This window comes from Nostoc sp. C110 (assembly GCF_043099725.1).
Classification (GTDB): Bacteria; Cyanobacteriota; Cyanobacteriia; order Cyanobacteriales; family Nostocaceae; genus Nostoc; species Nostoc muscorum_A.
This window is the reverse complement of sequence record NZ_CP171148.1, coordinates 1439368-1461809: the sequence shown is the minus strand read 5'-3', so window position 1 is coordinate 1461809 and position 22442 is coordinate 1439368. Positions and strand designations below refer to the sequence as shown.

The window sequence follows — 22442 nt, the reverse complement described above, 5'->3', positions numbered from 1 at the left end:
ATGTGTATCTCTGTTTATCTGTGGTTTTCATTGATTTTGCTCTCAACTCCAACAACTTGGATTAGAGTTTGCTAACGAAATTTAGACAGCAGAGAAGTAAACTTTAGACTTCACTGGGTCAGGATTCATTGTCTTGTCACCAGGTTGCCAACCAGCTGGGCAAACTTCATCGGGGTGAGATTGAACATACTGAATTGCTTGTAATGTCCGCAGGGTTTCATCAACGCTGCGACCAAAAGCTAGGTTGTTGATGGTAGCGTGCTGTATGATACCATCTTTATCGATGATGAACAGACCACGCAAGGCAATGCCAGCTGCTGGGTCAAGAACGTTGTAAGCGGCGCTAATCTCTTTCTTAATGTCTGAGACTAGAGGATAATTCAGGTCGCCGACACCACCAGACTTACGATCTGTTTGAATCCAAGCGAGGTGGGAGAATTCACTGTCAACAGAAGCCCCAAGGACTTCAGTATTGATTTTCTTGAATTCTTCGTAGCGATCGCTAAATGCTGTGATTTCAGTAGGACAAACAAAGGTAAAGTCTAGTGGGTAGAAAAACAGGACGACATACTTACCGCGATAATCGGAAAGTTTGATTGTCTTAAATTCCTGATCTACCACAGCCGTTGCTGTGAAATCGGGAGCTTGTTGGCCAACGCGGAGGCTTCCTTCGGTTCCGTAAGTAAGGGACATTAACCTAATTCTCCTTTATCGGTTTATTAGCGTTGGAATACGGGTCAAGTAAAACTCGCCCATCCACGCTCTTACAGTTTAATTACGATCTGTTACGACTATATCATACTCATAACGATTTTGAGTAGCCAATGCCTGATTTAGATACAAGAGAATGGTTACTTACCAATGGCTTAGGAAGTTTTGCCAGTGGTACGATTTCTGATGTCCGCACGCGCACCTATCACGGTTGGCTGTTTACCGCTACAAACCCACCTTCTGGGCGGACTCTGCTGTTTTCACACTTAGACGCAAGCTTAGAAGTATCGGGGAACGTTGTAGCACTGGGGACAAACGTTTGGGGTAACGGTCAGATTGAACGGACAGGCTACGAACTGTTGCGCTGTTTTGATATTAACCCAGTTCCAAAATGGATTTGGGGTCGAGATAACTGGCAATTAAGCAGACAATTGGTGATGCCTTATGGGTTGGTAGAGGCTGAAAACTTTGGAACAGACAGGAAAGAGGTAATTTCTCATTCTCCTCCTTGCCTCCAGCAAAGTGCCCCTCTGCCTCTTCCCAATGCCCAATTTTGCGATCGAATTCTGATCCAATATCGCTATGACGGAAGTGATACAGCAATTTTACGGCTGCGACTGCTGATCGCAGAACGTGATTTTCACCACCCACAAATTGCTAGTTCAGGATTACAGTTCTCAGAATTGCTTGGGCAACAGCAAATCTGCCTGCAAGCAAAAAAATTGGGTAATTTCGGTATACCTTGGCACTTGCGTTGGACAAAAGGAAAATATCAACCAGATGCAGTTTGGTATTGGAATTATGGATTGTCTGAGGAGACAAAACGGGGATTAAGTGACAAAGAAGACCTCTACAGCCCTGGTTACTTGATAGTCAGACTGCAACCAGGAGATGTGGTAACACTAGAAGCACGAGTAGGTTTTCCAAACTTGATGGCAGGTGTTCTCACTTCCGAAACCTTTGCAGAAGCCGTGGAGATAGAGCAAGACCGACTCTCCCAGATTTTTGGATGGAGTGAGGGGGGTAGGGGAGTAGGAGGGCAGGGGGAGCAGGGGGAGCAGGGGGAGCAGAGGAGCAGGGGGAGCAGAGGAGCAGGGGGAGATAAATTAATAACCAATGCCCAATCTACAATCTGGCAAGCCCTACTTAAAGCAAGCGATCAGTTTATCGTCTATCGAGCCTCAATTCCAGGCCCTACAATCATTGCTGGTTATCACTGGTTTAATGAGCGAGGGCGCGACATATTAATCGCCTTACCTGGATTGGCACTAGTTCCACAGCGCTTTGATCTGGCAAAAGGAGTATTACGGACTTTTAGGCATTACTATCGCCACGGTTTGATGCCTAATGTATTTCCTGATGCCGATAGTGAACCACTTTATAACAGCATTGATGCGGCGCTGTGGTGGATTGAAACTTTAGGTCTTTATTTAGAAGCTACCCAAGACTGGGAATTTTTAGCAGAGCAATTCTCTGTAGTCCAACAAATCCACAAAGCCTTTGTTGGTGGTACACACTACAATATCCAGGTTGATGCTATTGATGGGCTAATTAGTTGGGATGCTCGTGGTGTAGCTCTCACATGGATGGATGTGGTGATTGGGGCAAATCCCGTTACTCCCCGTCATGGCAAGCCAGTGGAAATCAATGCGCTGTGGTATTCAGCTTTATGTTGGCTAAGTCGGTGGGCAGAACGCTTAAGTTCGCTTGAAATTGGCGATCCAGTGCGTCTCACTAAGCAAGCACAGCGTTATGCTCTGCAAGCACAAAAAGTTAAAATCTCGCTGCAAAAGTTCTGGAATCCTCAGCTGGGTTATTTGTACGACACTATCGAGCCGGACGATCGCCGGAATTTTCAAATTCGTCCCAATGCGGTTTTGGCGCTGTCACTGCACCACTGTGGATTTTCTGCCCAACAAGGTAGTCAGATACTAGATTTGGCAACTATCAGCTTGCTGACTCCTTATGGCCTTCGCAGTCTCGATCCAGGAGATCCCGAATACAAAGGGAGATATGAGGGGAATCAAGAGCAACGCGATCGCGCCTATCACCAAGGTACTGTTTGGGGTTGGCTAATTGGACCATATATTCGGGCTTGGCAACGTTTTTATCCACAACAATCGCTGCCTTTTGATTGGCAACCTCTGCTAGATCATTTCTTATCTGGCGCTTGTCTTGGCTCTATTTCTGAGATATTTGATGGCGATGCACCTCATACACCCAGAGGTGCGATCGCTCAAGCTTGGTCAGTTGCCGAAGTAATTCGCCACATTAAATAGTGCTGAGTTTTGAGTTCTGAGTATTAGAAATGCCTATAGATCAATACTCACTATTTATAACTTTTAAAGTGGCTCAGGTTGGAATTGAACCAACGACCTCAGGCTTATGAGTCCCGCGCTCTAACCAACTGAGCTACTGAGCCATATATCTTCAAATCATAAACTAGTATAGCATACAAATTTGCTCAATACTAAGATTTTTGCAATTTTCTTACAGCTTTCATCCCTGTTGAGTTTATAGAAAGCAAAAGAGGGAGGTAAACTCCCTCAACAAAACAAGGCAATGATTTAGTTACAGATAGCCAAGAAATTATATGCGATCCGGTAACATGGCGATTGGGTTAACAGCACCCTTACCTGATGGATGGATTTCAAAGTGGGTGTGTGGGCCAGTACTGTGACCAGTGCTACCCATTAAAGCAATTGTTTCTCCTTGACGTACCTGCTGACCAGGTTGCACTAAAATCTTGCTGTTATGAGCATAGCGAGTCGTGCTGCCATCAGGATGGCGAACTTCGACAAGGTTGCCGTAGCCACCATTGTTCCAGCCTGCTTTTTCTATCGTCCCCTCAGCTGAGGCGACAACTGGAGTGCCAGTGGAGTTAGCAACGTCAATTCCTTTGTGCATTCTACCCCAGCGCCAGCCATAACCAGAGGTAAGGGTACCTTTTGCCGGCCATGTGTAAGCTACGGTTGAGGAAGATGGAGGAGGTGTCAGTTCGTCAATGGGCCTGGGCAGATATTGATCCACTGCTGCCAAAGGCGGTAGTATCTGTGGAGTAACTGTGGTTCCCCGCATCTTTCCTAAGGAGTCAGAGGCATTTACTCTTCCAGGAGGAGTTGCAACTCTTGTAGGAGATTTAGTGCGAGCAGGAGTCCACTGACTAGCAGAACCGAGATTGGGCAAGAATTCTGGGTTTACTGCCTCGGTAGGACGTACACTAGTACGGAATTGGGACTTGATTGGTTGAGCGCTATAGGTAGCTCTAATAGGTGTAGGAACTGGAATTGGTATCGCTACACTATTTGGTCGAACAGCAGAGTTAGGTACGATGAAATTATTAGGAGTAGAAATAGGAGTGAGCATTGCAGCGTTAGTAGTATCGCTAGCTGCTGGCACAACTAAATTACCAGACTGTTGAGCGCGGTATTTCTGCTGTAATCTCTGAATTTCCGCTTGCAAGCCGCGCAAACGGTCATTATTATTTCCCCGTGCTACCCTATTTGCTGGTGTTTTAGGCTGTTGTATTTCAGCAAAAGCTTTTGGCACTGGATCTTCACCACCAACACCATAAGACCTAGTAGGAGTGGTAGGGCGTACTTCTAAGTCAGTGGCACTATTTGCCTGAACCTGATTGTTCGCAATTACCGATGTAGGGACGGCAACGCTGCTGCTGTCGGCAATAGATGGTGATTGTGAAGGAGTTGGTAGATAGGAGTTGGCACTACCAATGTTCATAGGAGAGGTAGCTACTTTTGGAGTTTTGCTGGACTCTACAAAAGTAGGTTGACTCGCTACAGCAGGTTGGCTGACTACAGTAGGTTGATTGGCTACTGTTACCTCAACTTGACTAGCAGGAATAATTAGTTTTTGACTAATTTTCAGTTCATTGGGATTGTTGAGGTTATTTACCTTAACTAGTTCTGATACTGAAGTATTGTATTTGCTGGCGATCGCTGCTAGTGTATCTCCAGGCTTAACTTCGTAGGCGGTTCGAGTCGAGGACGCAATAAGTTTTGGTGTAGCTGGTACTGGTGCAATTGCACTTGTCTGATTCTTCTGTTTTAACTTCGATATCAAGTTCGCTTTGCTTGCATCGTCAGAAGTATTCGGCTGGACTAATGCAGTTTTTTCAACTCCAGTCGTCGGTTGTGCCAAACCAATATCAGCTGGTGATAAGTTTTCAGTTTCCCCAGACTGTAACTGTGCGAGACTTTTTCTTAACCGATTAGATTTTTCTTGTAAGCGATTCAGTGCAAACTCTTGTTGTGCCTTAAGTTGTGCATTTATCTCACCGTTGACTGCACCAGATGTTGCTACTGTTTGTGGCTGGGCATTCAATAAAACATTTGTACTGCCAACACCATCAGCACTATAGTCAGACAAATTATTGACTGTTGGGAAACTAGTCTCAGCTAATGTGTTGTTCAAACCCTGTGCCACTTGTGGCTTCAGGTTAGTGGAATTTTTATAACCAGCTGTTGCTTGGGAAAATGTTTCTGATGCAGGAATTTGCAAAGATATTCCATTTGCCGCGACTTGCCATTTAGCTTCAAGCCCAGGCACTTGTGAGACTGCCGTTGGTTCCACGATCACAGGATTTTCCGGCACGCTCGCTGATGAGACTGCTTGGGACTCCAGCTTTGTGGAGGCGAATTTCACTTCAGTGTCAGGAGCAGCAGGAATCGAAGAGGAAGCCTTTTGGCTGCCTACTGGCACCGCTGCTTGGGCTTGATCGCTTTGTCGAGTCACCAAAAGGCTGGTTGCTCCCATAGAGATTGCCAAGCCAATCATGGCGGCTTTTGTCCGCACCCGGCGGTTAACTTTTGGATTCATCACATTTTGTAGTTCTACCGGGGCATCATCGCTGTTGGGGTTATTGTTCAACACAGCTTTTACTCTCTTTTTTAATGCTCGTTTCAAAGACGACCTCCTATGATCACTAGCGCTTAACTGACCTCGATTTTTCAGTTGGATACTAGTCAATGATTTAGATCACAACAAATGATATATCAAGATCACATTCACCAGAGATGCTTACGCAAGATTAACCTGCTTCTCTGATTTAGACAAGTTTACATGTATTAGCAAAACTTAAAGTTTGCTGTGTTTACTTGTCCGAACCACTCCTAACACCACTTAGGACGTTTATAACTCTTTACCATTATCCGCGCTTGTCTTGCGTCAATCACGGGGACTAAACAAATGATTTGCCTAGTCTATAGTCGCTGCCGAAAAATAAATTGCTTGCGACTTCTGGAAAAGTGATGCCCCCTGCTGTAGATATCTTCAAGATATTTCTAGCCCATCAGTCTTCTCAACACGAGACTTTACGTTGATTATTCCCTAAAAAACAACCGTATTAACTATCGTCTAATTTTAGGCTGCTTTTGGGAGTTCAACGAGCAAAAACAGCTCAAATACATGACATGACTGGATTTTAGCGCTTTTGTTCCCAATTTAGGATGCTTCAAATTCATCAAAATCTATCATTCAAATTTGGCATTATCTCAAGTTTTATATATAAATTTCTTATAATAACCTTCCTCTCTTTGTAAGTATCTTCCACTACAATTGGCGAATAAACCCAGAATTTGGTATATTCTTTTACATATTTTGCCGTAAACAAAAAAATCTTGCTGCCAAAATTCTCCAGTTTAGATAGATATTTGTAGAGACAACAAGTAAATATACTTAGCTTGTGAAGGTAAACAACTATTGTAGATAGCCTAACTGACGACGGGTTTCAAATAAGCCAATTGCCACACTGACTGACAAGTTCAAGCTGCGAACCCCTGGTTGGCTCATCGGAATATACAGAGTAGCATCGCAATCTGACAAAATTGTTGGTGGTAAGCCCGTAGTTTCACTACCAAACAGTAGCCAATCATCGGCTTGATATTGAAAGCTGACGTAACTAAAATTCCCACCAACGGTATAACCTAACCATCTGCCTCCACGCTCTTGATGTACGGTTTTAAAGGCTTCTAGGGATTCGTGATAGTGGAGTTTGACATAAGGCCAGTAATCTAAGCCGGCTCTTTTGAGGTAGCGATCGCTAATTTCAAACCCTAAGGGCCCTACCAAATGCAACTCTGTACCTGTTGCTGCACAAGTACGAGCAATATTACCTGTATTAGGAGGAATTTGTGGGTTAACTAAAACGACCTGGGGCATTGTCCGTATAATCTACGTATTGTATAAAACAATTTATTGTCAATGTTAAATCTACCAAAGGGTAGAGGCTATTCATAGGTTTTGTTAATAATAATCAAGCATCATCCATCGATTAGATTTTTAAAACAATAGCACAAAGCCTCCCAGAGCAATCCCTGAGAGGATATTTGGCTAAAATTGGCAAATATTAAGTTTTATGTAGAAAGATTAAACACTTGTGTATTTTAGGGCTGGTAGTATGTCCAAAGAAATCTACCATTGGGTATGGGGCATCGAGATAGAGATATAGGAGACAAGGAGGAGGGGGGAGACAAGGGAGAAACTTGAATAATTCTCCCCTTATCCTCTCTGTCCCCCCTGCTCCTCTGCCTCTTCAATTAAGCTAGTAGGGACGAACACAATTTGTCTTCGAGTTCAATTTCGCGTTCTTGGGTGGCGAGAATAGCCTGAGTGATGACGCGCTGGCTGTCAAAACCGACTGTGTGTAACTGCAACCACTGTTGAGCTTCATTGCCTTCGCGGAGAATTTTGTGTAATGGGGAAAGAAAACAGCTAAAGCCTCGTTGTTTAGCGATCGCCCAAACATCTTGGTAAATTTGGGTAATCCAATCTCTGGCTAGGATGCTTCTACCATCCTGCCAATGCCTCAAATGAGCATCGAGACTACCAGCCGCAGCCGCAGCTTCGTTTTCAGCAGTCAGGGTGACGAGTTCTTCGTTAGAGAAAATACTTTGAGTTAAAGGATCGATGTTGGGATTTTCGATTACTTGCAATAAACGCGCTTCTAATAAGGCAGTAATGGCTAGTAAGGCAATGGGATCTGTGATTAAATCGCAAATTCGTAGTTCTAGGCGATTTAGATCATAAGGGCGGCGATCGCCATTTGGTCGCACCGATGTCCATAAATGCCGAACATTTTGCATGGTTCCGGCAACGAGTTGATCTTCCACCCACTGGATATGATCGGCGTGGCTGGCAAATAAAGGTACATGGTTAGGCGTTTGCGGAAATAAGCCCCAGCGAGTGGAGTGATAGCCAGTAGTTTTGCCATCTAGGAAGGGAGATGAGGCGCTGAGGGCGAGAAATAGAGGTGCTTCCATACGGATCACCCGACACGCCCGCATTAATACTTCTGGATCGCTGATGCCTATATTAATATGTACGCTGGCGGTGACTACTTTTGTCCCGTAGGTGTTCTCAATGTAGTCATGATAGGGATTTGCTGGATCGGAACGCAGAAAGCGATCGCCGCCACCCAACGATAAAGTACTTCCCGGTATCAAGGTGTAATCGCCCAAGTGATTGAGGTAGTTTCGCAACTCCCGCCGAGGACGCAGCAAGGCACACAATAAATTTTCGTAATTATGGGATGGTTGGGTTATGTATTCGACATTGCGGCTATCTGGCTCCCGCATAAATCCATCCAAGGCTGCAATAATTTTGTCGGAGAGACCGACGATTTCACCTTGAGGCGTGCCAGTATACATCTCGATCTCAAAGCCTTTTAATAAGACCACCTTGTTCTCCTCGGCTCTCTCTGCCTATAAATTGTATCGAATTAGACGCATCTTTAGGATCTATCTTTCAGTCAATCAAAGGTTAAGAATCATGTAATTAATGATTCATGCCAAGTTATGATGACAGATTTCTTGGCTGTTCTTCAAAAAATTATTACTACTGAAATTACTGAAGGCTCTGCTGTAAGTAATCTGGAAATTGAGGTGAAGTGTAACTTTCCAGAAAAAAAACAACCTAATTCACAGTAAATGCAAAAAATTATCTGCGTAGTATAGGGTTAGAAAATGGTCATTAAACACCCAACTTGCCTGTATTTATTCTCCTATTAACCAGACGCAATTGCTGCGATCGCTTCAAATATTTTACCCAAGGTTCCTCGGACAAGTGGGAAATTGCATTTAGTGACAGTGTTGCCGTAAATATATCTCTTCCACTAGTAACACCACTGATGCCTAAATTTTCTAAAACAGCAGTTGCAGCAGAGTCTAAAATTGGTTCAGTATGGATGAAAACTTCTAAACTCGGTTCCTCTGGGTTTTGAACATCATTGAGCGCTGTAGCAAGGGCAGCATCTAGCTTTTGAAAATCCATAGAGCATTAAGTGGGTAAAAAGCAGGCAATTCTTAACCTATCGTATAGCTAAGGTATCAAACTTGCGAGTTTTTATTGCCTATCTCTGTATAGATTTAATGGGCGATTTCCTATGTCCAATTACAGATTAATTGCTGTTCTCTCTGGCTTTGAGATTTATTGAGAGCCTAAACGCAGATTATGCTTGTATATTAATATTCCCTTTCTCTATGAAAGTACCGCTCAAATTTACTCCTTAAAAATCAGCATCTAAAGCAGTTATTCGGATTTAAATTGTCTCTGTTAAGTCAGCAATTTTAAAATTAGCACTGTTTAATTTAGTAGCCGTATAATCTTCAAGAGACGCGATATATTTATTGTGTTAAAGGTGTATAAATATATCGCATCTCTGAAGCTAATTACAGATTTAAAGCGTTAATCACTCCATAACCCCATTTCTCATCAAATGTCCCTGCGGGTTTTCCAGGAATTGTACTATTTTTACGTAGCAAGTCTTTCACAGCAGCCGGATCGAGATTGGGATCTCGCTGCAATAGTAATGCTACTAACCCACTAACAAATGGTGTCGCCATACTCGTACCAGCCTGCACCACAAACTTGGAATTAATCATTGATGAGCGGTCAAAATTTGCATCGGCGGAAAGAGTGGAAATAATCATCGCTCCTGGTGCTGCTACATCCGGCTTGTGTCCATTATTTCGGAGTGGGCCTTCACTACTGAATTCCGAAATAGTGTGCAATTCTAATCCCATTTCTCGCACTTCGTTATCAATATCTGTGTACTTGGTTTTAGTAGTATAGGCGGCAACTGTAATTGCACTGCTGGCGGCTCCTGGCGAACCAATTTTTAGCGCATCTTTCACACTTTTACCTGTAAAAAACACTGACGAAGTATCATCTAATGTCCATACATCTAAACGAGTGTCAGTTGCAGAACTGTTGCGAACTCGCAGTTGCCAAACACCTCCCATAACTGGCGAGGAGCCAATACCCCGGATTTGCACAAAGAAATTATGGTCGCCATTGGCTTTATCTGGCGCTGGTGTCGCTAATTGCACCCTTGCATCTGGTAACTGGTAATCTTGTGCGGCATTACCGTCAGTAATTATTTTTTGGAATGGGGTGACAAAACCGTTAGGACTCCGCACAGACACTTCTAATTCGCTGTCTTTGGAATACCAAGCATTTAACCAAACTATGCCTATTTGATTCAAAGGAACATTAAAGCGCATACCACGAGTGCGTCCACTGGGTATTATCGCTTGTCCATGAATGTTATCGTTTCCTTCGTTACCGGCAGCACAGCAAACTATTCTTCCAGGGCCAGTTTCCGCGTCAATAACTTTGGATAAGGAATCACTACCATCATGGGCATCAGCGTGCCCACCCAAGCTGAGATTCACCACGGCTGCGCGTCCTAACTCTCTAGCAATTCGGAAAATGTAACGCACACCATCAGCAATATGGGCATCCTGTAAATCTGACCTGACGACAATTAATTCTGCTTCTGGTGCTACACCGCCATAGCTAGCATCGGCACCGGCGGCAATTCCGGCAACATGAGTACCATGACCGCCAGTATCCTGAGAAATTGTCAGTTGCGCTCCCGTAAATTCCGCCCCATAGCCGCCTTCGGTTACTCCTGGCCCTGGCAGTGTTTGATCCCAAATGTGTAAAATTCGTTCAGCAAAAGCGGGGTGTTTCGGATCAATTCCACTGTCTATAATGCCGATGATTACTCCTTTACCAGTCAGTCCAGTTTTGTTCTGGAACTCCGGGAGTTTGACTGCTTCCATTGCAGTGTCCATCCTCAAATGAAGTTTGCGTGATGGCTTGATGCGTTGGATAACGTCTTCTTCAGACAAGACATCTAAACTTTCTATCGGTAAAAAAGCCGTCCGCACACTCCCAGAGTTTTGATTGACTTCAATGTTATATTGTGATAAATAACTCAAGTCTGCATCAGGATCGCAATAGATAAAAACGACGCTCTTTGTTGGCTTGACTGGGCTTTTGTGGGCAATGATGCCAAGCGATCGCTTGTGTGTAACTAAAGCTTTATCTCCCTCATTTTGATAGTCTTGAAATGCCAACAGTAGTCCGGGAGAAAGTTTTTCGTGTCTCATTTTTACCTCAAATTCAATTTATTGGGTGAAAGCAAAGTAGTTTATTCGCATAAGTCGCTCTGGCATTAATGCAGACTATGCAGTTTTTTCGCCTTGATTATTTGATGCGACTATAGTTATCTATTTTTTGATAGATAACATCAAATAAGCTTAGGAGGCGGGAAGTAATTCCTAAGACAATTGCTAATTCATAACTCATATTCCTGAATTATGTCTCCTAATAGTGATTTTCTGTACTTGTAAGACATCTTTGAGTAGACGCATCTCAGAATTACCCAAGACTGAGCTAACAGGTAATTTTTATGGAGCTATTAAACTAATTCACTATCTGCCTAAATCATTACGGACAAAGTTAAAAAAATAAAATTAAGAATAATTAAGTAATAAATAAAAAAGATAAATTTAAGAAATTTTAAATACTAAAAAGTTGTATACTAATTTTTTTTGATTTCTGTGCGCGAAGCGCGATAGGCAATAAGCAAAAAGGCTCTTTGAATTGTACCTAGCTTCGCAAAAATCAAAGATGAGTCCTGTAGCTAAAATTGTTAAATTGGTATAAATTGTTAATAAATACTGACAAATTACAGATTCTCTATCATAAGTAAGAGTCATAAAGAAGCTAATATTTGCAACGATCGCTTCTGAACGTACAAAAAGTTATTCATGCAAATTCAAACACCAGATTGGGTAAAGCACGCTGTTTTCTACCAAATTTTCCCAGATCGTTTTGCCAGAAGCAAACAGCCGCGCAAACGACTGTTGCGCGAAGCCCGTTGGGAAGATTGGGACTCTATGCCAACCCTCCAAGGTTATAAAGGTGGGGATTTATGGGGCATCATGGAGGATTTAGACTACATCCAGAATTTGGGGATTAACGCGATTTATTTCACACCTATCTTTCAATCCGCCAGTAATCACCGCTATCATACCCACGATTATTATCAAGTTGACCCAATGTTAGGGGGCAACGAGGCTTTTAAAGAATTGCTTGATGCAGCCCATAAACGGAATATCAAAGTCGTTCTGGATGGGGTATTTAACCATTCCAGCCGTGGCTTTTTCTTTTTCCACGACGTTTTAGAAAATGGCCCGCATTCGCCTTGGGTGAATTGGTTCAAAATAGAAGGCTGGCCCCTTTCACCTTATAACGGTGAGTTCCCTGCAAACTACGTGGGTTGGGCGGGAAATCGCGCCTTGCCAGAATTTAACCACGACAATCCAGAAGTACGAGAATACATTATGGAAATTGCCGAATATTGGATTAAATTCGGCATTGATGGTTGGCGATTGGATGTACCATTTGAAATAAAAACTCCTGGTTTTTGGCAGGAATTCCGCGATCGCACTAAAGCCATAAATCCCGAAGCCTATATTGTGGGCGAAGTCTGGGGAGATTCCCGCCAGTGGTTGGATGGAACGCAATTTGACGGCGTGATGAATTATCTATTTGCTGGGCCGACAATTGCTTTTGCAGCTGGCGATCGCGTAGTCTTAGAACAAGTCCAAAGCCGCGACTATCAACCTTACCCACCCTTATTTGCTGCCGAGTACGCCACCAAAATCCAAGAAGTACTGCAACTTTATCCTTGGGAAATTCAGCTAACTCAACTCAATTTGTTAGCAAGTCACGATACAGCCCGATTGATGACCATTGCAGGCGGTGATATAGCGAGTGTAGAATTATCGACTCTACTGTTACTCACCTTTCCCGGTGCCCCCAGTATTTACTATGGTGATGAAGTTGGCTTACCGGGTGGCATAGATCCCGACTCACGGCGTGGCTTTCCTTTAGAGGCTAACTGGAATCAAGAAATTTTCAATACTCATCGTCAATTAATTGCCATCCGCCAAACTTACCCAGCCTTGCGTACAGGTGATTACCGAGTTCTCTATGCTCAAGGACAACTTTATATCTTTGCACGAACTTTAGGCACAGAAGAATTGATAATTGCTATAAACGCTGGCACAAGTTCGGCAACTGCAAATGTAGATGTGGCTAGTTTGCATACTCAACCCAACAAGCTGTTATATGGTACTGCTGAAGTTGAGTGGAATGGTGAAGAAGAAACTCAGCAATTATCATTAACTCTTCCCGCACGCAGTGGCTGCATTCTGGGAGTGGGGAGTAGGGAGTAGGAGGATAAGGGAGCAGGGGAGGCAGGGGGAGAAAGAATAACTAATGCCCCATGCCCAATGCCCTTATTTTCCGGCAACCATTGCAGGCATCAAAACCTCATCAATAATGTGGATCACGCCATTGTCTGTCAAAATGTCTGTTTTGATAACATTGGCGTTATTCACTTTGATTTTGCCATCGGCAGATTCAATGGCTACAATTGACCCCTCAAGCGTCTGTGCCTCATTAATCTGTACCAAGTCATCAGACCGAACATCCCCACTAGCGACATGATATGCCACAATTTTCTGGAGCTTAGGAATGTCTTTTAGTAGGGAATCTAATGTTCCTTCTGGCAGCTTGGCAAAAGCTTCGTCAGTTGGTGCAAATAGTGTTAAAGAACCAGGACTCTTTAGAGTTTCTATGAGATTTGCAGCTTGAGCAGCTTTCACCAGGGTATTGAAGTTTCCCGCATTGATAGCAGTTTCCACAAGGTCAGCCATAAGGATGTGTGACTTTAGTCAGATAGTATTATAAGTAACTTATAAAATGACTAGAAGGCTCTTAGCCTCTATCAACAGAAAGGTTGCTGGCGATTAAATACAAGACAACAGATTTATCAGTACTGCTACACTGGGGAATGACCCCAAGAACCACTGATTATGCTAAAGCGTTCTAAGTTCGAGACAACTCAGTCTCAGATTATGCACCGAGCTGAGGAACTGATTAGTGCAGCCTCAAATCGTTACCGCATTACGGTTCAGGTGGCCAATCGTGCTAAACGTCGGCGTTATGAAGATTTTGAAAATAACGAAGATGCGATGATGAAGCCAGTGCTAAGAGCAATTATCGAAATGTCCGATGAATTGACTCAGCCAGAGATTATTGGCGAACTATAAAAAAAGGCTTTAGAGAAGGCAGGATGAGCAAAAATCAATCGTTCATTCAACCCCTACTCAAGCCCTGGCAAACACTCACTGCCTTAATGGTAGTGGGTGTAATTGCTTTGAGTTCAGGGGCGGGAAAATCAATATACACAAGTTTGTTTAGTATCCAACCTGCTTATGCTCAGAGAATAACACCTAGTGATGTTTGGCAGTTGGTGTACCAGCAACTACCAGATTTACCACGAGAAAACAAGTATATCAGCAAAGAAAATGGGAAAGTTGCCGAAAACAGCACTCTGGCAAATCGCCTGATTAGATATCACATTTATACCAAAGGGCGGGCCCCAGTTTATCGCTTAGATTGGAAGCTGACTTTAGCTGATTACCTGGGGGCGAATGAAATTATGTATGATACTACCTATCCAGGCTATGATTCACTACGGGAAAACCCTATGGAAGGCGATCGCAAAGCCATAACCCGTCTCACCCGTAGTCAGCGAGATGCCTTAGTGCAAGTCTTAGTCAACATATTTAATCCTACTTCCCAAAATACCCTATCTCCTAAACCCAATACCGCACCCAGTCCGAGTAGATCAACTACCCCACAGCCACCCCAACGAGGAGGTGCTGAACTACTTAGATAGTGGGAAATTTAGGAGTTGTAAGTTGTAAATTCATAGCTCCTAACTTATAACTCCTCAGTTTTAACTAAAATATGGAACGCGTTGTAAAAACCGGATTTGGTTGGCGTATTGGCTGGAATCCCCATGCACCTGAATTTAAAGGTTTAGTCGGTACAGATGATTGGGCAATTGAGTTAACCGAAGCCGAGTTGAATGATTTTTGCCGTCTACTAGCACAGTTAGCTGACACCATGAAGCAACTCGCAACGGAATTAATGGAAGAGGAAAAAATTGCTTGTGAAGCTGAAAGCGATTTATTATGGATGGAAGTAGAAGGCTATCCTCATGATTACAGTCTGTGCTTTATTTTGAATACAGGGCGATGTGTAGAGGGTAAATGGAGCGCTTCTGCTGTTCCAGATTTACTGCAAGCGGCTGGGATGCTTAAAGTTTTTTAAATGAGCCTCTTGATTATCTGAGAGTTTTGTTATATGATAGTAATTCTGACCGGGGCGTAGCGCAGCTTGGTAGCGCGCCACTTTGGGGTAGTGGAGGTCGTGGGTTCGAATCCCGCCGCTCCGATTGATGATAAGCCATGCCTGCTAATCTTTTAAAAGATTGGCAGGTTTTTCAATAAAGTCTGTAAGGCGATCGCAAAATCTCCAACTACAACTCATTGGTTGGTTAAACTTCAGCATTCTATGGACTTGGTGAAAGAATCCTGTACAGACGCGATTAATCGCGTCTGTATTCCTAACTCAGCACTATCCTATTCCCAAACGTCCAGCCAAGCCGGGAGTTAGAGGTAAGAGTGTAGTAATCATTAAGAATAGGGCTAAAAGCCCCAAAGCGGCTCTAGCATCATCGGGTTCAGTGATTTCATTCAAGCTGGGGCGTTCTTGATCTCGTTGCAAGAAGAAAATCACGATCGCCCAGTACATGGCAAGAGTATTACCGAGAGATACTAGTGCCAGTAAAATTAAGGTTGCGATCGTTGCGCGTCCTGCGGTTTTGCGTCCATAAATCGCCTGAACAATGCGCCCACCATCTAGTTGTCCTGCGGGCATTAAGTTCAAAGCGGTGATAATTAACCCCAACCAACCAATTATCACTAGGGGATGAACACTTACCAAAGATGACTGCAACGCCGAACCCAAGACAACTCGCGCCAAACTTCCTACCAAAATCGACCCTTGGAAAAACTGATTGGGTAATTGAAATAAACTACCTGGGTGAGAAAGCAATAAGCCTGTCACCAGCATTAACAAGGAAACGATACCACCTGCGGCTGGCCCTGCCAAGGCAATATCAAATAATACCTTGCGGTTAGGTAACAAAGATTCAAAGCGGGTAATTGCCCCAAAGGAACCAATTTGCACTGCGGGTAGAAAGAAAGGCCAGCTAAGACGGATTTGGTGGCGTTTAGCAAGTAACCAATGACCAATTTCGTGAGCTACTAAAATCGCAAATATCCCAGCACCTATAGGCAAAGCTTCTTGAAATCGCCCTGGATTACCAAAGAAATCAAAATTCAGCAGTAATCCCGCAGCTTCTAGATTGGTGGCAATGGTTGCTATTAACAAAATACCTGCAAAAGCTTTTTGCGATCGCAACATCGGCTTGGGATCATTGCGACTGGGTAAAACAATTACCACTGGTTTGCCGTCTGTGTTTTCCACTAAAAACAGGCGATATTGCTCACCAAGGCGTTGCTGCAAACTTGCAGTTAGACGGTTGTGAGTTTCTTCTGGTTCTCCCCGTAAATTGCCTTTGAAAATAGCTCCATCTTGATAGGCAATGGTTTCTGTGGCAAAAAACGTATCGATACCAAAGATACCTTTAATTGCATTCAAGTCCTCTTCTGGTATCGGCGGAATCTCTGGTTTCAGTTCTGCTACTGTTGGTTGTGGGGAATTGGCTTCGAGTAAGGAATTAGCAGCGAGTCTTTCTGTGGCGCGTTGTTTGAGGATGGCATCTTGCCCAGCTGCGCGTAACTGTCTGCCCAAGTAGACGTACAATCCGGCGGATGTCACCACTAAGAACAATATACCCGCTATATTGATGTAAATCCCTGCGGCAAACAATCCAAAAAACAGGAGCCAGGGAGTCATCAACACCACCGACTGTAACCAGGCTAAGATTCCCAGTTTACCAAAAGGTCTGGCGCGATAAAAGCCCCAGCCCAAAATGCCTAAAGCTACCAGTAGGATTGCCGCCAGGATAGAAGTTTCTGATAAAGTAAACATCTCCAAACCTTTGCTATTGAGACTAAGCCAGAACAAGTCCGGTATTGCAGACACACTATTAATGTATAACGCCGCCTGTAATCTGCCCAAATTATGCGGCTTTGCGTAGGCGTAGCTCAACCCAGCGAAAAATCGCAGAGGTAGTTTGCTTAACTTTCACAAGGAAATTTTGCTTCTTGTTAGATTTGAGAAGCCTTAGAACTACCGGAAGCGCCTAAAAATTATTTAGAGTGATATATTATTCTGCGATCGCTCTCTTACTCAAAAATTACAGCATTAAGCCAATACAGTTCAGATAAGACCAAAACACTTGTAGAGACGGCGATTTATCGCGTCTCAAAAACCCAAAATTTTTGCCAGTAGCCCTTAAAGCCGACCCATTGGCATTGCAGAATATTGCCATTAATTCGCTACGAATTAATGAAATGCGGTACTAAGTCCAATAAAGAATTTCAGCATTTGGAAAGCGCCTACTAATCTCACTCTCAAAAAAGCTACGCAACGCTTTCATTGTATCCTTCTCGTAAACGTACTTCGTCCCACCAAACTTATTACGCTTGACACTGCGTTTTGCCTCATCCATCTCTAATTTGGATTGCGGATACCAAGTTTGTAACACTTCTTTTGACCCTGGTGTAAACCGATGGGAGATTAGCTCAAAGGTAAGGTTACAGTCAAAATCCAGCGCCTCGTTTATCTGGTCAAACAAACGACTATAGTGCATTTGCCAATCATCTATTGGCATAATTGGCGCAATAACCAAGCCTATTGGATAACCGCCACCGCCACGTTCTTGTGGTAGCGCCAACCGTCGCAACGCATTCAGTCTGGATACTACGGATGCCGTGCCACCTTCAAACTTACCAGAAATCGGTGCTGCATTAACGCTCATCCGACAGCGAGTATTCCCATTGTGTGGTAAATCGAGTAATCCATCCACAGCATCAAATTTCGATACCCAACGTAGATGTGCATTGGTACAAGTGCCAAAGTAACGGATACATTCAGCAAGACTTCCAGTTAAATGCTCAATACCCAATGGATCTGTGTAACAGCTAACTTCAAAACTTGTGGTTTTCCCCTGTTGCTCGTAGTTAGCTAAATTCTCTAATATCTGCGGTAAGTTGGCAAAAACGCGGATAACAGGTGGCCCCGACAAGCTACCAGCCAAGTAGCAGTATTGACAGTGAGCCGGACAACCTTCGGCAAGGTGAAACTGCCAATCCGCAGAAGGTGGGATCGGACTCAGTTTAAAAGAACTGGGTGGTGCAGTAACCACGGCTAAGGTACGCTTGGCGATGTTGTAAGTATCCCGCTCAGATTCACCGCGCAAACCCTTCAGGCGGTTCTGTGATAATTCTTCTATTAGTAAGTTGAGTGACTGCACACGTTTAAGAATCTGCTGCCCCCAATCCTCATCTAGGGCAGCAGGTGTAAACAGTACCCGTTCAGGTATCCACAACCTTGGCGATTTTGTTTGTGTCTCTGATACTGAAACTTGGTCTGTAATGGTATTCAGCAATATCTTTCTCCGTTATTTAGTTTGCTGATTTCTGCAATTAATTTTCCAGGACTTGCTTAATTCGTCGCTCTAACAAATCCAGATCCAAACTGCCTTCATCACGGTTAATTCGGCGCACAGTCGAATTAACATTAGCTAAATTAACCAATAAATCTTGAAGAATTTCTTGCTGCTGACGTGCTTGGGTAACTTCGCGTGGTTCTTGTACTAAATCACGCACGATGGTATCTTCAGCGCGAGAGGCGATAATTGGATCGTTTTGCCCTTGAACGTGAACAAAGGTTCGTCGCCCTGGGCCTCGCTCCTCTTCTATTGGTATAACTGCTGTCACTTGGTCAGAACGCACATATTTGCCAAATCCCAAATGGACTAGCTCTGATGAGAGTATTTTCATATAATTGAAGCGTTATTTTTATGTCTTACTTATATTGTAAAATTTAAAAAAGTGACTTGAAGCCATAGACCATACGGGTTCTACCCAATTCCAAGTAGTAGTTTCCTTGTACGGTTACGGCAATATCATGTCTTTACCCAATACCTAATCAATTGATGACAAAATCAAATAAATGATGGGCCATTTCCAATTTAGAACAAGGTGCGATCGCTAGCTGATTTCCTTGGCTATCTAAAAATATCGCTTGATTATTATCACTCCCAAAACCACTATCAGGTTGATCGATGGGATTGGCAACAATAGCATCGAGTTTTTTACTCTGTAATTTTTCTAATGCTGGCTTGACAATATCTCCAGTCTGTGCAGCAAAACCAATTAATTTCTGGTGCGGCTGTTTATGTTTTGCTAATTGGGCGACTATATCCGCTACTGGTTCCAGGGGTAAGGCTTGGGGGAGCGATCGCTTGGGCAATTTCTCTGTACTATAATCTTTTGGCTTCACATCTGCCACGGCTGCTGACATGACAATTACATCAGCGTTGGGTAAATATTCCAGCATTGCCTGCTGCATTTGCTCGGCACTAATGACGGGAATTGCTTGAACTCCTAATGGTACATCCCAATTGGCTGGGCCATGTACTAGGGTGACGTTTGCCCCTCGGTGAAGTGCAGCTTGGGCTAAAGCTAATCCCATTTTACCTGTGGAAGGATTACCAATAAACCTTACTGGGTCAAGAAACTCCCGCGTTCCCCCAGCACTAATTAACACTCGTTTACCTACTAAATTCCGTTTACCTTGAGTGTGTAACAACGATTGGATGTGAGCCAAAATTTCTGGAGGTTCTGCTAATCTACCAGCACCAATGCGATCGCACGCTAATAAACCCGATGCTGTATTCATTCCATGATATCGGCTATCGATCAATAGCTGTTGCCAATTCCGTTGCACCGATAGCTGTTCCCACATATCCGTATTCATTGCGGGTGCTAACAGCACGGGACAAGTAGAAGCCAGCACGGTATTTGTGAGTAAATTATCAGCCATCCCGTAGGCTAGCTTTGCTAATGTATTAGCTGTCAAGGGAGCAATTACCATGACATCTGCCCATTCACCCAACTCAATATGCAAGGGACGAGAGTGAGTTGGTTTCCAGAAATCATCATCTGTGTAGGCGGGATGACGAGATAGGGTGGTCATTGTCAGAGGCGTGATAAATTCTTGCGCCGAACGGGTGAGGATAACTCGGATTTCCACCCCAGTTTTAAACAGCGTTGAAACCAATTCACAGATTTTGTAGGCGGCGATACCGCCACCTACACCTATTAGAACCCTGTTCAATTTTGGATTAGTCATGGTAAAAAGTTAGGAGTAAGTAGTAATTTAGGAGCAAGTAGTTACGAATATTAATTGCCAACTCCTAACTCCTGTACAGACGCAATTAATCGCGTCTCTCCTAACTCTCAACTACGCTTCATCGTAAGGTTCCAAGTCTAAGAGGTAGATATAGGGTTCAACTAACTCTGGACGCTGAAATGCGATCGCTCGTAATAGATGCCAATCATTTAAACCATCAAAAGCATTACTGTAATTATCCAGATCCAGACGTGTAGCCAGTTCTTCTACTTCTGCCGCAGTTATGGCAGCAATTTCTTTCCTGGAAATGCTTAGAGTTGTCATAATGCTCGCCCCTCCCTTATGCAGCACTCGCCTTCAGCATGGGTTAAGTTGCGCTGAACGCAGCCACCCTATATATATTACTCATTAGAAGGCATAGATTTCGTGAAAATTTTCAGCATTTATACCAGAATTTATAAAAAATTCGTAATTCTGACTAGCTAATTGTATTTACAACGAAATTCCGCAGCACATTTAACGTTTGTGGATTTATTTCATGCCCCATGTCAAATTCATGGTATTCTGCCGCCATTCCTAGAGATTTTAAAGTGTCTCGTGCCTTTAAAGCAGCTTGCAGTGGAACAACTTCATCATATTTCCCGTGGCTGATTAAAGTCGGCGGAATATCTCTTTGATCTGCCGTTAGTGCATCAGGATGTAAATACCCGCTCATCACAACTAAGCCTGCTAGTGGCAATTTTGAGCCTACATCTAAAGTCATTGCTCCACCTTGAGAAAATCCACTTAAAATAGTGCGTGACAAAGGTATGCCAGTGGTACTTTCTAAAGATTGCAAAAAATCTATTAGCAGTTTCCGACTTTCTACCAAGCCTTCATACATATTTTCCACCCGCAGGTCATACCATGCCCTCCCTATAGGGGAATAGGGATAAGGATAAGGTGCATTGGGTAATATAAACTGGTAATCAGATAAGTTGAGCAAGGGTAGCAAAGATGCGACATCCTCAGCATTAGCTCCCCAACCATGCAAAGTCACAATTAACCCTGTGGCGGGTTGAGAAGTTTCGGGGGGAACGGTAATAAATTGTAAAGACAGAGGTTTACTCCTAAAATCTACTTTTCTAATAGATCCTATCTCTTCAAACAGACTTAGTATTTAAGGGCATTTGTTGCTTACCCAAAGAATGGCTATATGTCATGTTGCGAGTAGGAAAAATTTAAATTTTTTGTTTACGAGTACATAAATTTCACTAAAAGTTAATTTACCTTACACAAAAACCAATTTTTGATATTTTAGCGCCTATTGAATCTGAATCCCCAAAAACCATTCGCAGTCAGCATTTTTGATTTGCAAATCACTCTTTAGCCTTAGCCTTTGAAAATGATGTCGTACAGTGACAGTAGAATTTCCACCACAATCAAAATCACCACATACCACTCTACTCGTTGGCTACTGCTATGCTGCATGAACTCCAAGACTGTTTGTGCAGTTTGGGTAATTAGTTCTAGTTTGCGTTCTAAAGCAGTGTGACGCTCACGAATTTCGTATTCATCCTCCAAGCGCAGATATAAGTTTTCTAGCTGTGGGGATTCCCAGAGCAACTCTGGCTTATCGATGATTTCAACTCGACCTACAATCTTATGTTGAACTAACAGCGCAGTCCCAAGTTGACGCAGTAATTCCCGACTCTGCCGTCTTTCCCTGTGTTCACGCTGGAGACTAGCTGCAAACGGTTCAATTTGATCGAATACAGTCGCTAGGCTAGTTTCATAATGAGACAGCACAACACTTTTAGCGAGGATATCAGCCACTATCTGCAAGCGTTCTACACTAAATTCATGCAGTGAAATTTTTCCTTCCTTAACTCTCTCACTCTCTACAACGTTGAGATGAATTTCCACTTCTTCTGTCTCCGGTTCGGCAAAGGAGCCACTAACTTGAGAGGATAGTTTGGTCAAAAAGGCTACCTTTTCTACAGGCTCAAGGTTAAACAGGACAACTGCGCCATAGTCTAGCAGTACAGCACAGCCGTGTTCACCGACTGAAACCATTAATGGCATAGTCGCCAAGGAAACGTAATTCTCCAATGTCTGTAAGTTAATATCCTTACCAAGGAATAGGGCCTGCGCTCTAAATCTATCTGTATCGTTAAAAAGAAGTTTTTGCATTGTCG

General features: G+C 43.4%; 20 protein-coding genes and 2 tRNA genes. 7 read left to right on the top strand and 15 right to left on the bottom strand.

Features of this window, described 5'->3' with window-relative positions; translation table 11 throughout:
* Nucleotides 1-81: 81 nt before the first annotated feature.
* Nucleotides 82-693: a peroxiredoxin gene (locus tag ACFFRD_RS11865; RefSeq protein WP_069068387.1), complete on the bottom strand. Its 612-nt coding sequence runs from the start codon at nucleotides 691-693 to the stop codon at nucleotides 82-84.
* A gap of 131 nt (nucleotides 694-824) precedes the next feature.
* Here ACFFRD_RS11865 and ACFFRD_RS11860 point away from each other — a divergent pair, with 131 nt between their 5' ends.
* Complete coding sequence (locus tag ACFFRD_RS11860) at nucleotides 825-2990, top strand: amylo-alpha-1,6-glucosidase (protein ID WP_392481620.1); 2166 nt, start codon at nucleotides 825-827, stop codon at nucleotides 2988-2990.
* Between the two features lie 69 nt (nucleotides 2991-3059).
* Here ACFFRD_RS11860 and ACFFRD_RS11855 read toward each other — a convergent pair.
* From ACFFRD_RS11855 to gshA, 4 genes are all read right to left on the bottom strand, one after another.
* Nucleotides 3060-3133: transfer RNA gene (locus ACFFRD_RS11855), tRNA-Met, on the bottom strand.
* Between the two features lie 167 nt (nucleotides 3134-3300).
* The gene (locus tag ACFFRD_RS11850; RefSeq protein ID WP_392481618.1) at nucleotides 3301-5634 is read right to left on the bottom strand and encodes a peptidoglycan DD-metalloendopeptidase family protein; all 2334 of its coding nucleotides are present in this window, start codon (nucleotides 5632-5634) and stop codon (nucleotides 3301-3303) included.
* A 792-nt stretch (nucleotides 5635-6426) separates the two neighbouring features.
* Nucleotides 6427-6888, bottom strand: coding sequence for a tRNA (cytidine(34)-2'-O)-methyltransferase (locus tag ACFFRD_RS11845; protein ID WP_190962878.1), 462 nt, complete (start codon nucleotides 6886-6888; stop codon nucleotides 6427-6429).
* Nucleotides 6889-7265: 377 nt separating this feature from the next.
* A complete protein-coding gene (gshA, locus tag ACFFRD_RS11840; protein ID WP_392481616.1) occupies nucleotides 7266-8405 on the bottom strand; it encodes a glutamate--cysteine ligase in 1140 nt (379 codons plus the stop codon).
* 117 nt (nucleotides 8406-8522) lie between these two features.
* On the opposite strand from gshA, the gene ACFFRD_RS11835 reads away from it, so the two are divergent.
* Nucleotides 8523-8654 carry a hypothetical protein gene (locus ACFFRD_RS11835; protein ID WP_392481614.1) on the top strand — a complete coding sequence of 44 codons (132 nt, stop codon included), beginning with the start codon at nucleotides 8523-8525 and terminating at the stop codon, nucleotides 8652-8654.
* A 43-nt stretch (nucleotides 8655-8697) separates the two neighbouring features.
* Here the strand turns inward: ACFFRD_RS11835 and ACFFRD_RS11830 are convergent, their stop codons facing one another.
* Together ACFFRD_RS11830 and ACFFRD_RS11825 are read right to left on the bottom strand one after the other, a co-directional pair.
* Entirely contained in the window at nucleotides 8698-8997 is a 300-nt protein-coding gene (locus tag ACFFRD_RS11830) for a hypothetical protein (protein WP_190962880.1), read from the bottom strand.
* A 398-nt stretch (nucleotides 8998-9395) separates the two neighbouring features.
* Nucleotides 9396-11123 (bottom strand): S8 family peptidase, encoded by a 1728-nt coding sequence (locus ACFFRD_RS11825; protein ID WP_392481612.1) that lies wholly within the window; start codon nucleotides 11121-11123, stop codon nucleotides 9396-9398.
* Between the two features lie 663 nt (nucleotides 11124-11786).
* Between ACFFRD_RS11825 and ACFFRD_RS11820 the strand changes: the two genes are divergently transcribed.
* Complete coding sequence (locus tag ACFFRD_RS11820) at nucleotides 11787-13259, top strand: glycoside hydrolase family 13 protein (RefSeq protein ID WP_392481610.1); 1473 nt, start codon at nucleotides 11787-11789, stop codon at nucleotides 13257-13259.
* Nucleotides 13260-13322: 63 nt separating this feature from the next.
* Here the strand turns inward: ACFFRD_RS11820 and ACFFRD_RS11815 are convergent, their stop codons facing one another.
* Nucleotides 13323-13742 carry a fasciclin domain-containing protein gene (locus ACFFRD_RS11815; RefSeq protein WP_114084216.1) on the bottom strand — a complete coding sequence of 140 codons (420 nt, stop codon included), beginning with the start codon at nucleotides 13740-13742 and terminating at the stop codon, nucleotides 13323-13325.
* Between the two features lie 159 nt (nucleotides 13743-13901).
* Here ACFFRD_RS11815 and ACFFRD_RS11810 point away from each other — a divergent pair, with 159 nt between their 5' ends.
* The 4 genes from ACFFRD_RS11810 to ACFFRD_RS11795 all read left to right on the top strand — a co-directional run bounded on the left by ACFFRD_RS11810 (nucleotide 13902) and on the right by ACFFRD_RS11795 (nucleotide 15331).
* Nucleotides 13902-14138, top strand: coding sequence for a DNA-directed RNA polymerase subunit omega (locus ACFFRD_RS11810; RefSeq protein WP_012412301.1), 237 nt, complete (start codon nucleotides 13902-13904; stop codon nucleotides 14136-14138).
* A gap of 23 nt (nucleotides 14139-14161) precedes the next feature.
* Entirely contained in the window at nucleotides 14162-14770 is a 609-nt protein-coding gene (locus tag ACFFRD_RS11805; protein WP_392481607.1) for a hypothetical protein, read from the top strand.
* A 71-nt stretch (nucleotides 14771-14841) separates the two neighbouring features.
* Nucleotides 14842-15207, top strand: a complete 366-nt coding sequence (locus ACFFRD_RS11800; RefSeq protein WP_190962884.1) for a DUF1818 family protein — start codon at nucleotides 14842-14844, stop codon at nucleotides 15205-15207.
* Between the two features lie 50 nt (nucleotides 15208-15257).
* Nucleotides 15258-15331: transfer RNA gene (locus ACFFRD_RS11795), tRNA-Pro, on the top strand.
* Between the two features lie 182 nt (nucleotides 15332-15513).
* On the opposite strand, the gene ACFFRD_RS11790 is transcribed toward ACFFRD_RS11795, so the two are convergent.
* From ACFFRD_RS11790 to ACFFRD_RS11760, 7 genes are all read right to left on the bottom strand, one after another.
* On the bottom strand, nucleotides 15514-16995 hold the full coding sequence (locus ACFFRD_RS11790) for a site-2 protease family protein (RefSeq protein ID WP_179072726.1): 1482 nt from the start codon (nucleotides 16993-16995) through the stop codon (nucleotides 15514-15516).
* Nucleotides 16996-17428: 433 nt separating this feature from the next.
* Nucleotides 17429-18451 (bottom strand): spore photoproduct lyase family protein, encoded by a 1023-nt coding sequence (locus ACFFRD_RS11785; protein ID WP_392483052.1) that lies wholly within the window; start codon nucleotides 18449-18451, stop codon nucleotides 17429-17431.
* 103 nt (nucleotides 18452-18554) lie between these two features.
* Nucleotides 18555-18911, bottom strand: coding sequence for a hypothetical protein (locus tag ACFFRD_RS11780; RefSeq protein ID WP_104900334.1), 357 nt, complete (start codon nucleotides 18909-18911; stop codon nucleotides 18555-18557).
* A gap of 148 nt (nucleotides 18912-19059) precedes the next feature.
* Nucleotides 19060-20265 carry a bifunctional phosphopantothenoylcysteine decarboxylase/phosphopantothenate--cysteine ligase CoaBC gene (gene coaBC, locus ACFFRD_RS11775; RefSeq protein WP_392481606.1) on the bottom strand — a complete coding sequence of 402 codons (1206 nt, stop codon included), beginning with the start codon at nucleotides 20263-20265 and terminating at the stop codon, nucleotides 19060-19062.
* Between the two features lie 111 nt (nucleotides 20266-20376).
* Nucleotides 20377-20589, bottom strand: coding sequence for a DUF2555 domain-containing protein (locus ACFFRD_RS11770; protein ID WP_012412287.1), 213 nt, complete (start codon nucleotides 20587-20589; stop codon nucleotides 20377-20379).
* Between the two features lie 154 nt (nucleotides 20590-20743).
* Nucleotides 20744-21304 (bottom strand): alpha/beta hydrolase, encoded by a 561-nt coding sequence (locus ACFFRD_RS11765; protein WP_392481605.1) that lies wholly within the window; start codon nucleotides 21302-21304, stop codon nucleotides 20744-20746.
* Nucleotides 21305-21636: 332 nt separating this feature from the next.
* The gene (locus ACFFRD_RS11760) at nucleotides 21637-22437 is read right to left on the bottom strand and encodes an RMD1 family protein (protein ID WP_392481604.1); all 801 of its coding nucleotides are present in this window, start codon (nucleotides 22435-22437) and stop codon (nucleotides 21637-21639) included.
* Between the last annotated feature and the right edge of the window lie 5 nt (nucleotides 22438-22442).

Bases quoted from the DNA above. Each gene is read 5' to 3' on its own strand.
- ACFFRD_RS11865 (WP_069068387.1), bottom strand. From the start codon at position 693: ATGTCCCTTACTTACGGAACCGAAGGAAGCCTCCGCGTTGGCCAACAA.
- ACFFRD_RS11860 (WP_392481620.1), top strand. From the start codon at position 825: ATGCCTGATTTAGATACAAGAGAATGGTTACTTACCAATGGCTTAGGA.
- ACFFRD_RS11845 (WP_190962878.1), bottom strand. From the start codon at position 6,888: ATGCCCCAGGTCGTTTTAGTTAACCCACAAATTCCTCCTAATACAGGT.
- ACFFRD_RS11835 (WP_392481614.1), top strand. From the start codon at position 8,523: ATGATGACAGATTTCTTGGCTGTTCTTCAAAAAATTATTACTACTGAA.
- ACFFRD_RS11830 (WP_190962880.1), bottom strand. From the start codon at position 8,997: ATGGATTTTCAAAAGCTAGATGCTGCCCTTGCTACAGCGCTCAATGAT.
- ACFFRD_RS11825 (WP_392481612.1), bottom strand. From the start codon at position 11,123: ATGAGACACGAAAAACTTTCTCCCGGACTACTGTTGGCATTTCAAGAC.
- ACFFRD_RS11820 (WP_392481610.1), top strand. From the start codon at position 11,787: ATGCAAATTCAAACACCAGATTGGGTAAAGCACGCTGTTTTCTACCAA.
- ACFFRD_RS11815 (WP_114084216.1), bottom strand. From the start codon at position 13,742: ATGGCTGACCTTGTGGAAACTGCTATCAATGCGGGAAACTTCAATACC.
- ACFFRD_RS11810 (WP_012412301.1), top strand. From the start codon at position 13,902: ATGCTAAAGCGTTCTAAGTTCGAGACAACTCAGTCTCAGATTATGCAC.
- ACFFRD_RS11805 (WP_392481607.1), top strand. From the start codon at position 14,162: ATGAGCAAAAATCAATCGTTCATTCAACCCCTACTCAAGCCCTGGCAA.
- ACFFRD_RS11800 (WP_190962884.1), top strand. From the start codon at position 14,842: ATGGAACGCGTTGTAAAAACCGGATTTGGTTGGCGTATTGGCTGGAAT.
- ACFFRD_RS11790 (WP_179072726.1), bottom strand. From the start codon at position 16,995: ATGTTTACTTTATCAGAAACTTCTATCCTGGCGGCAATCCTACTGGTA.
- ACFFRD_RS11780 (WP_104900334.1), bottom strand. From the start codon at position 18,911: ATGAAAATACTCTCATCAGAGCTAGTCCATTTGGGATTTGGCAAATAT.
- coaBC (WP_392481606.1), bottom strand. From the start codon at position 20,265: ATGACTAATCCAAAATTGAACAGGGTTCTAATAGGTGTAGGTGGCGGT.
- ACFFRD_RS11770 (WP_012412287.1), bottom strand. From the start codon at position 20,589: ATGACAACTCTAAGCATTTCCAGGAAAGAAATTGCTGCCATAACTGCG.
- ACFFRD_RS11760 (WP_392481604.1), bottom strand. From the start codon at position 22,437: ATGCAAAAACTTCTTTTTAACGATACAGATAGATTTAGAGCGCAGGCC.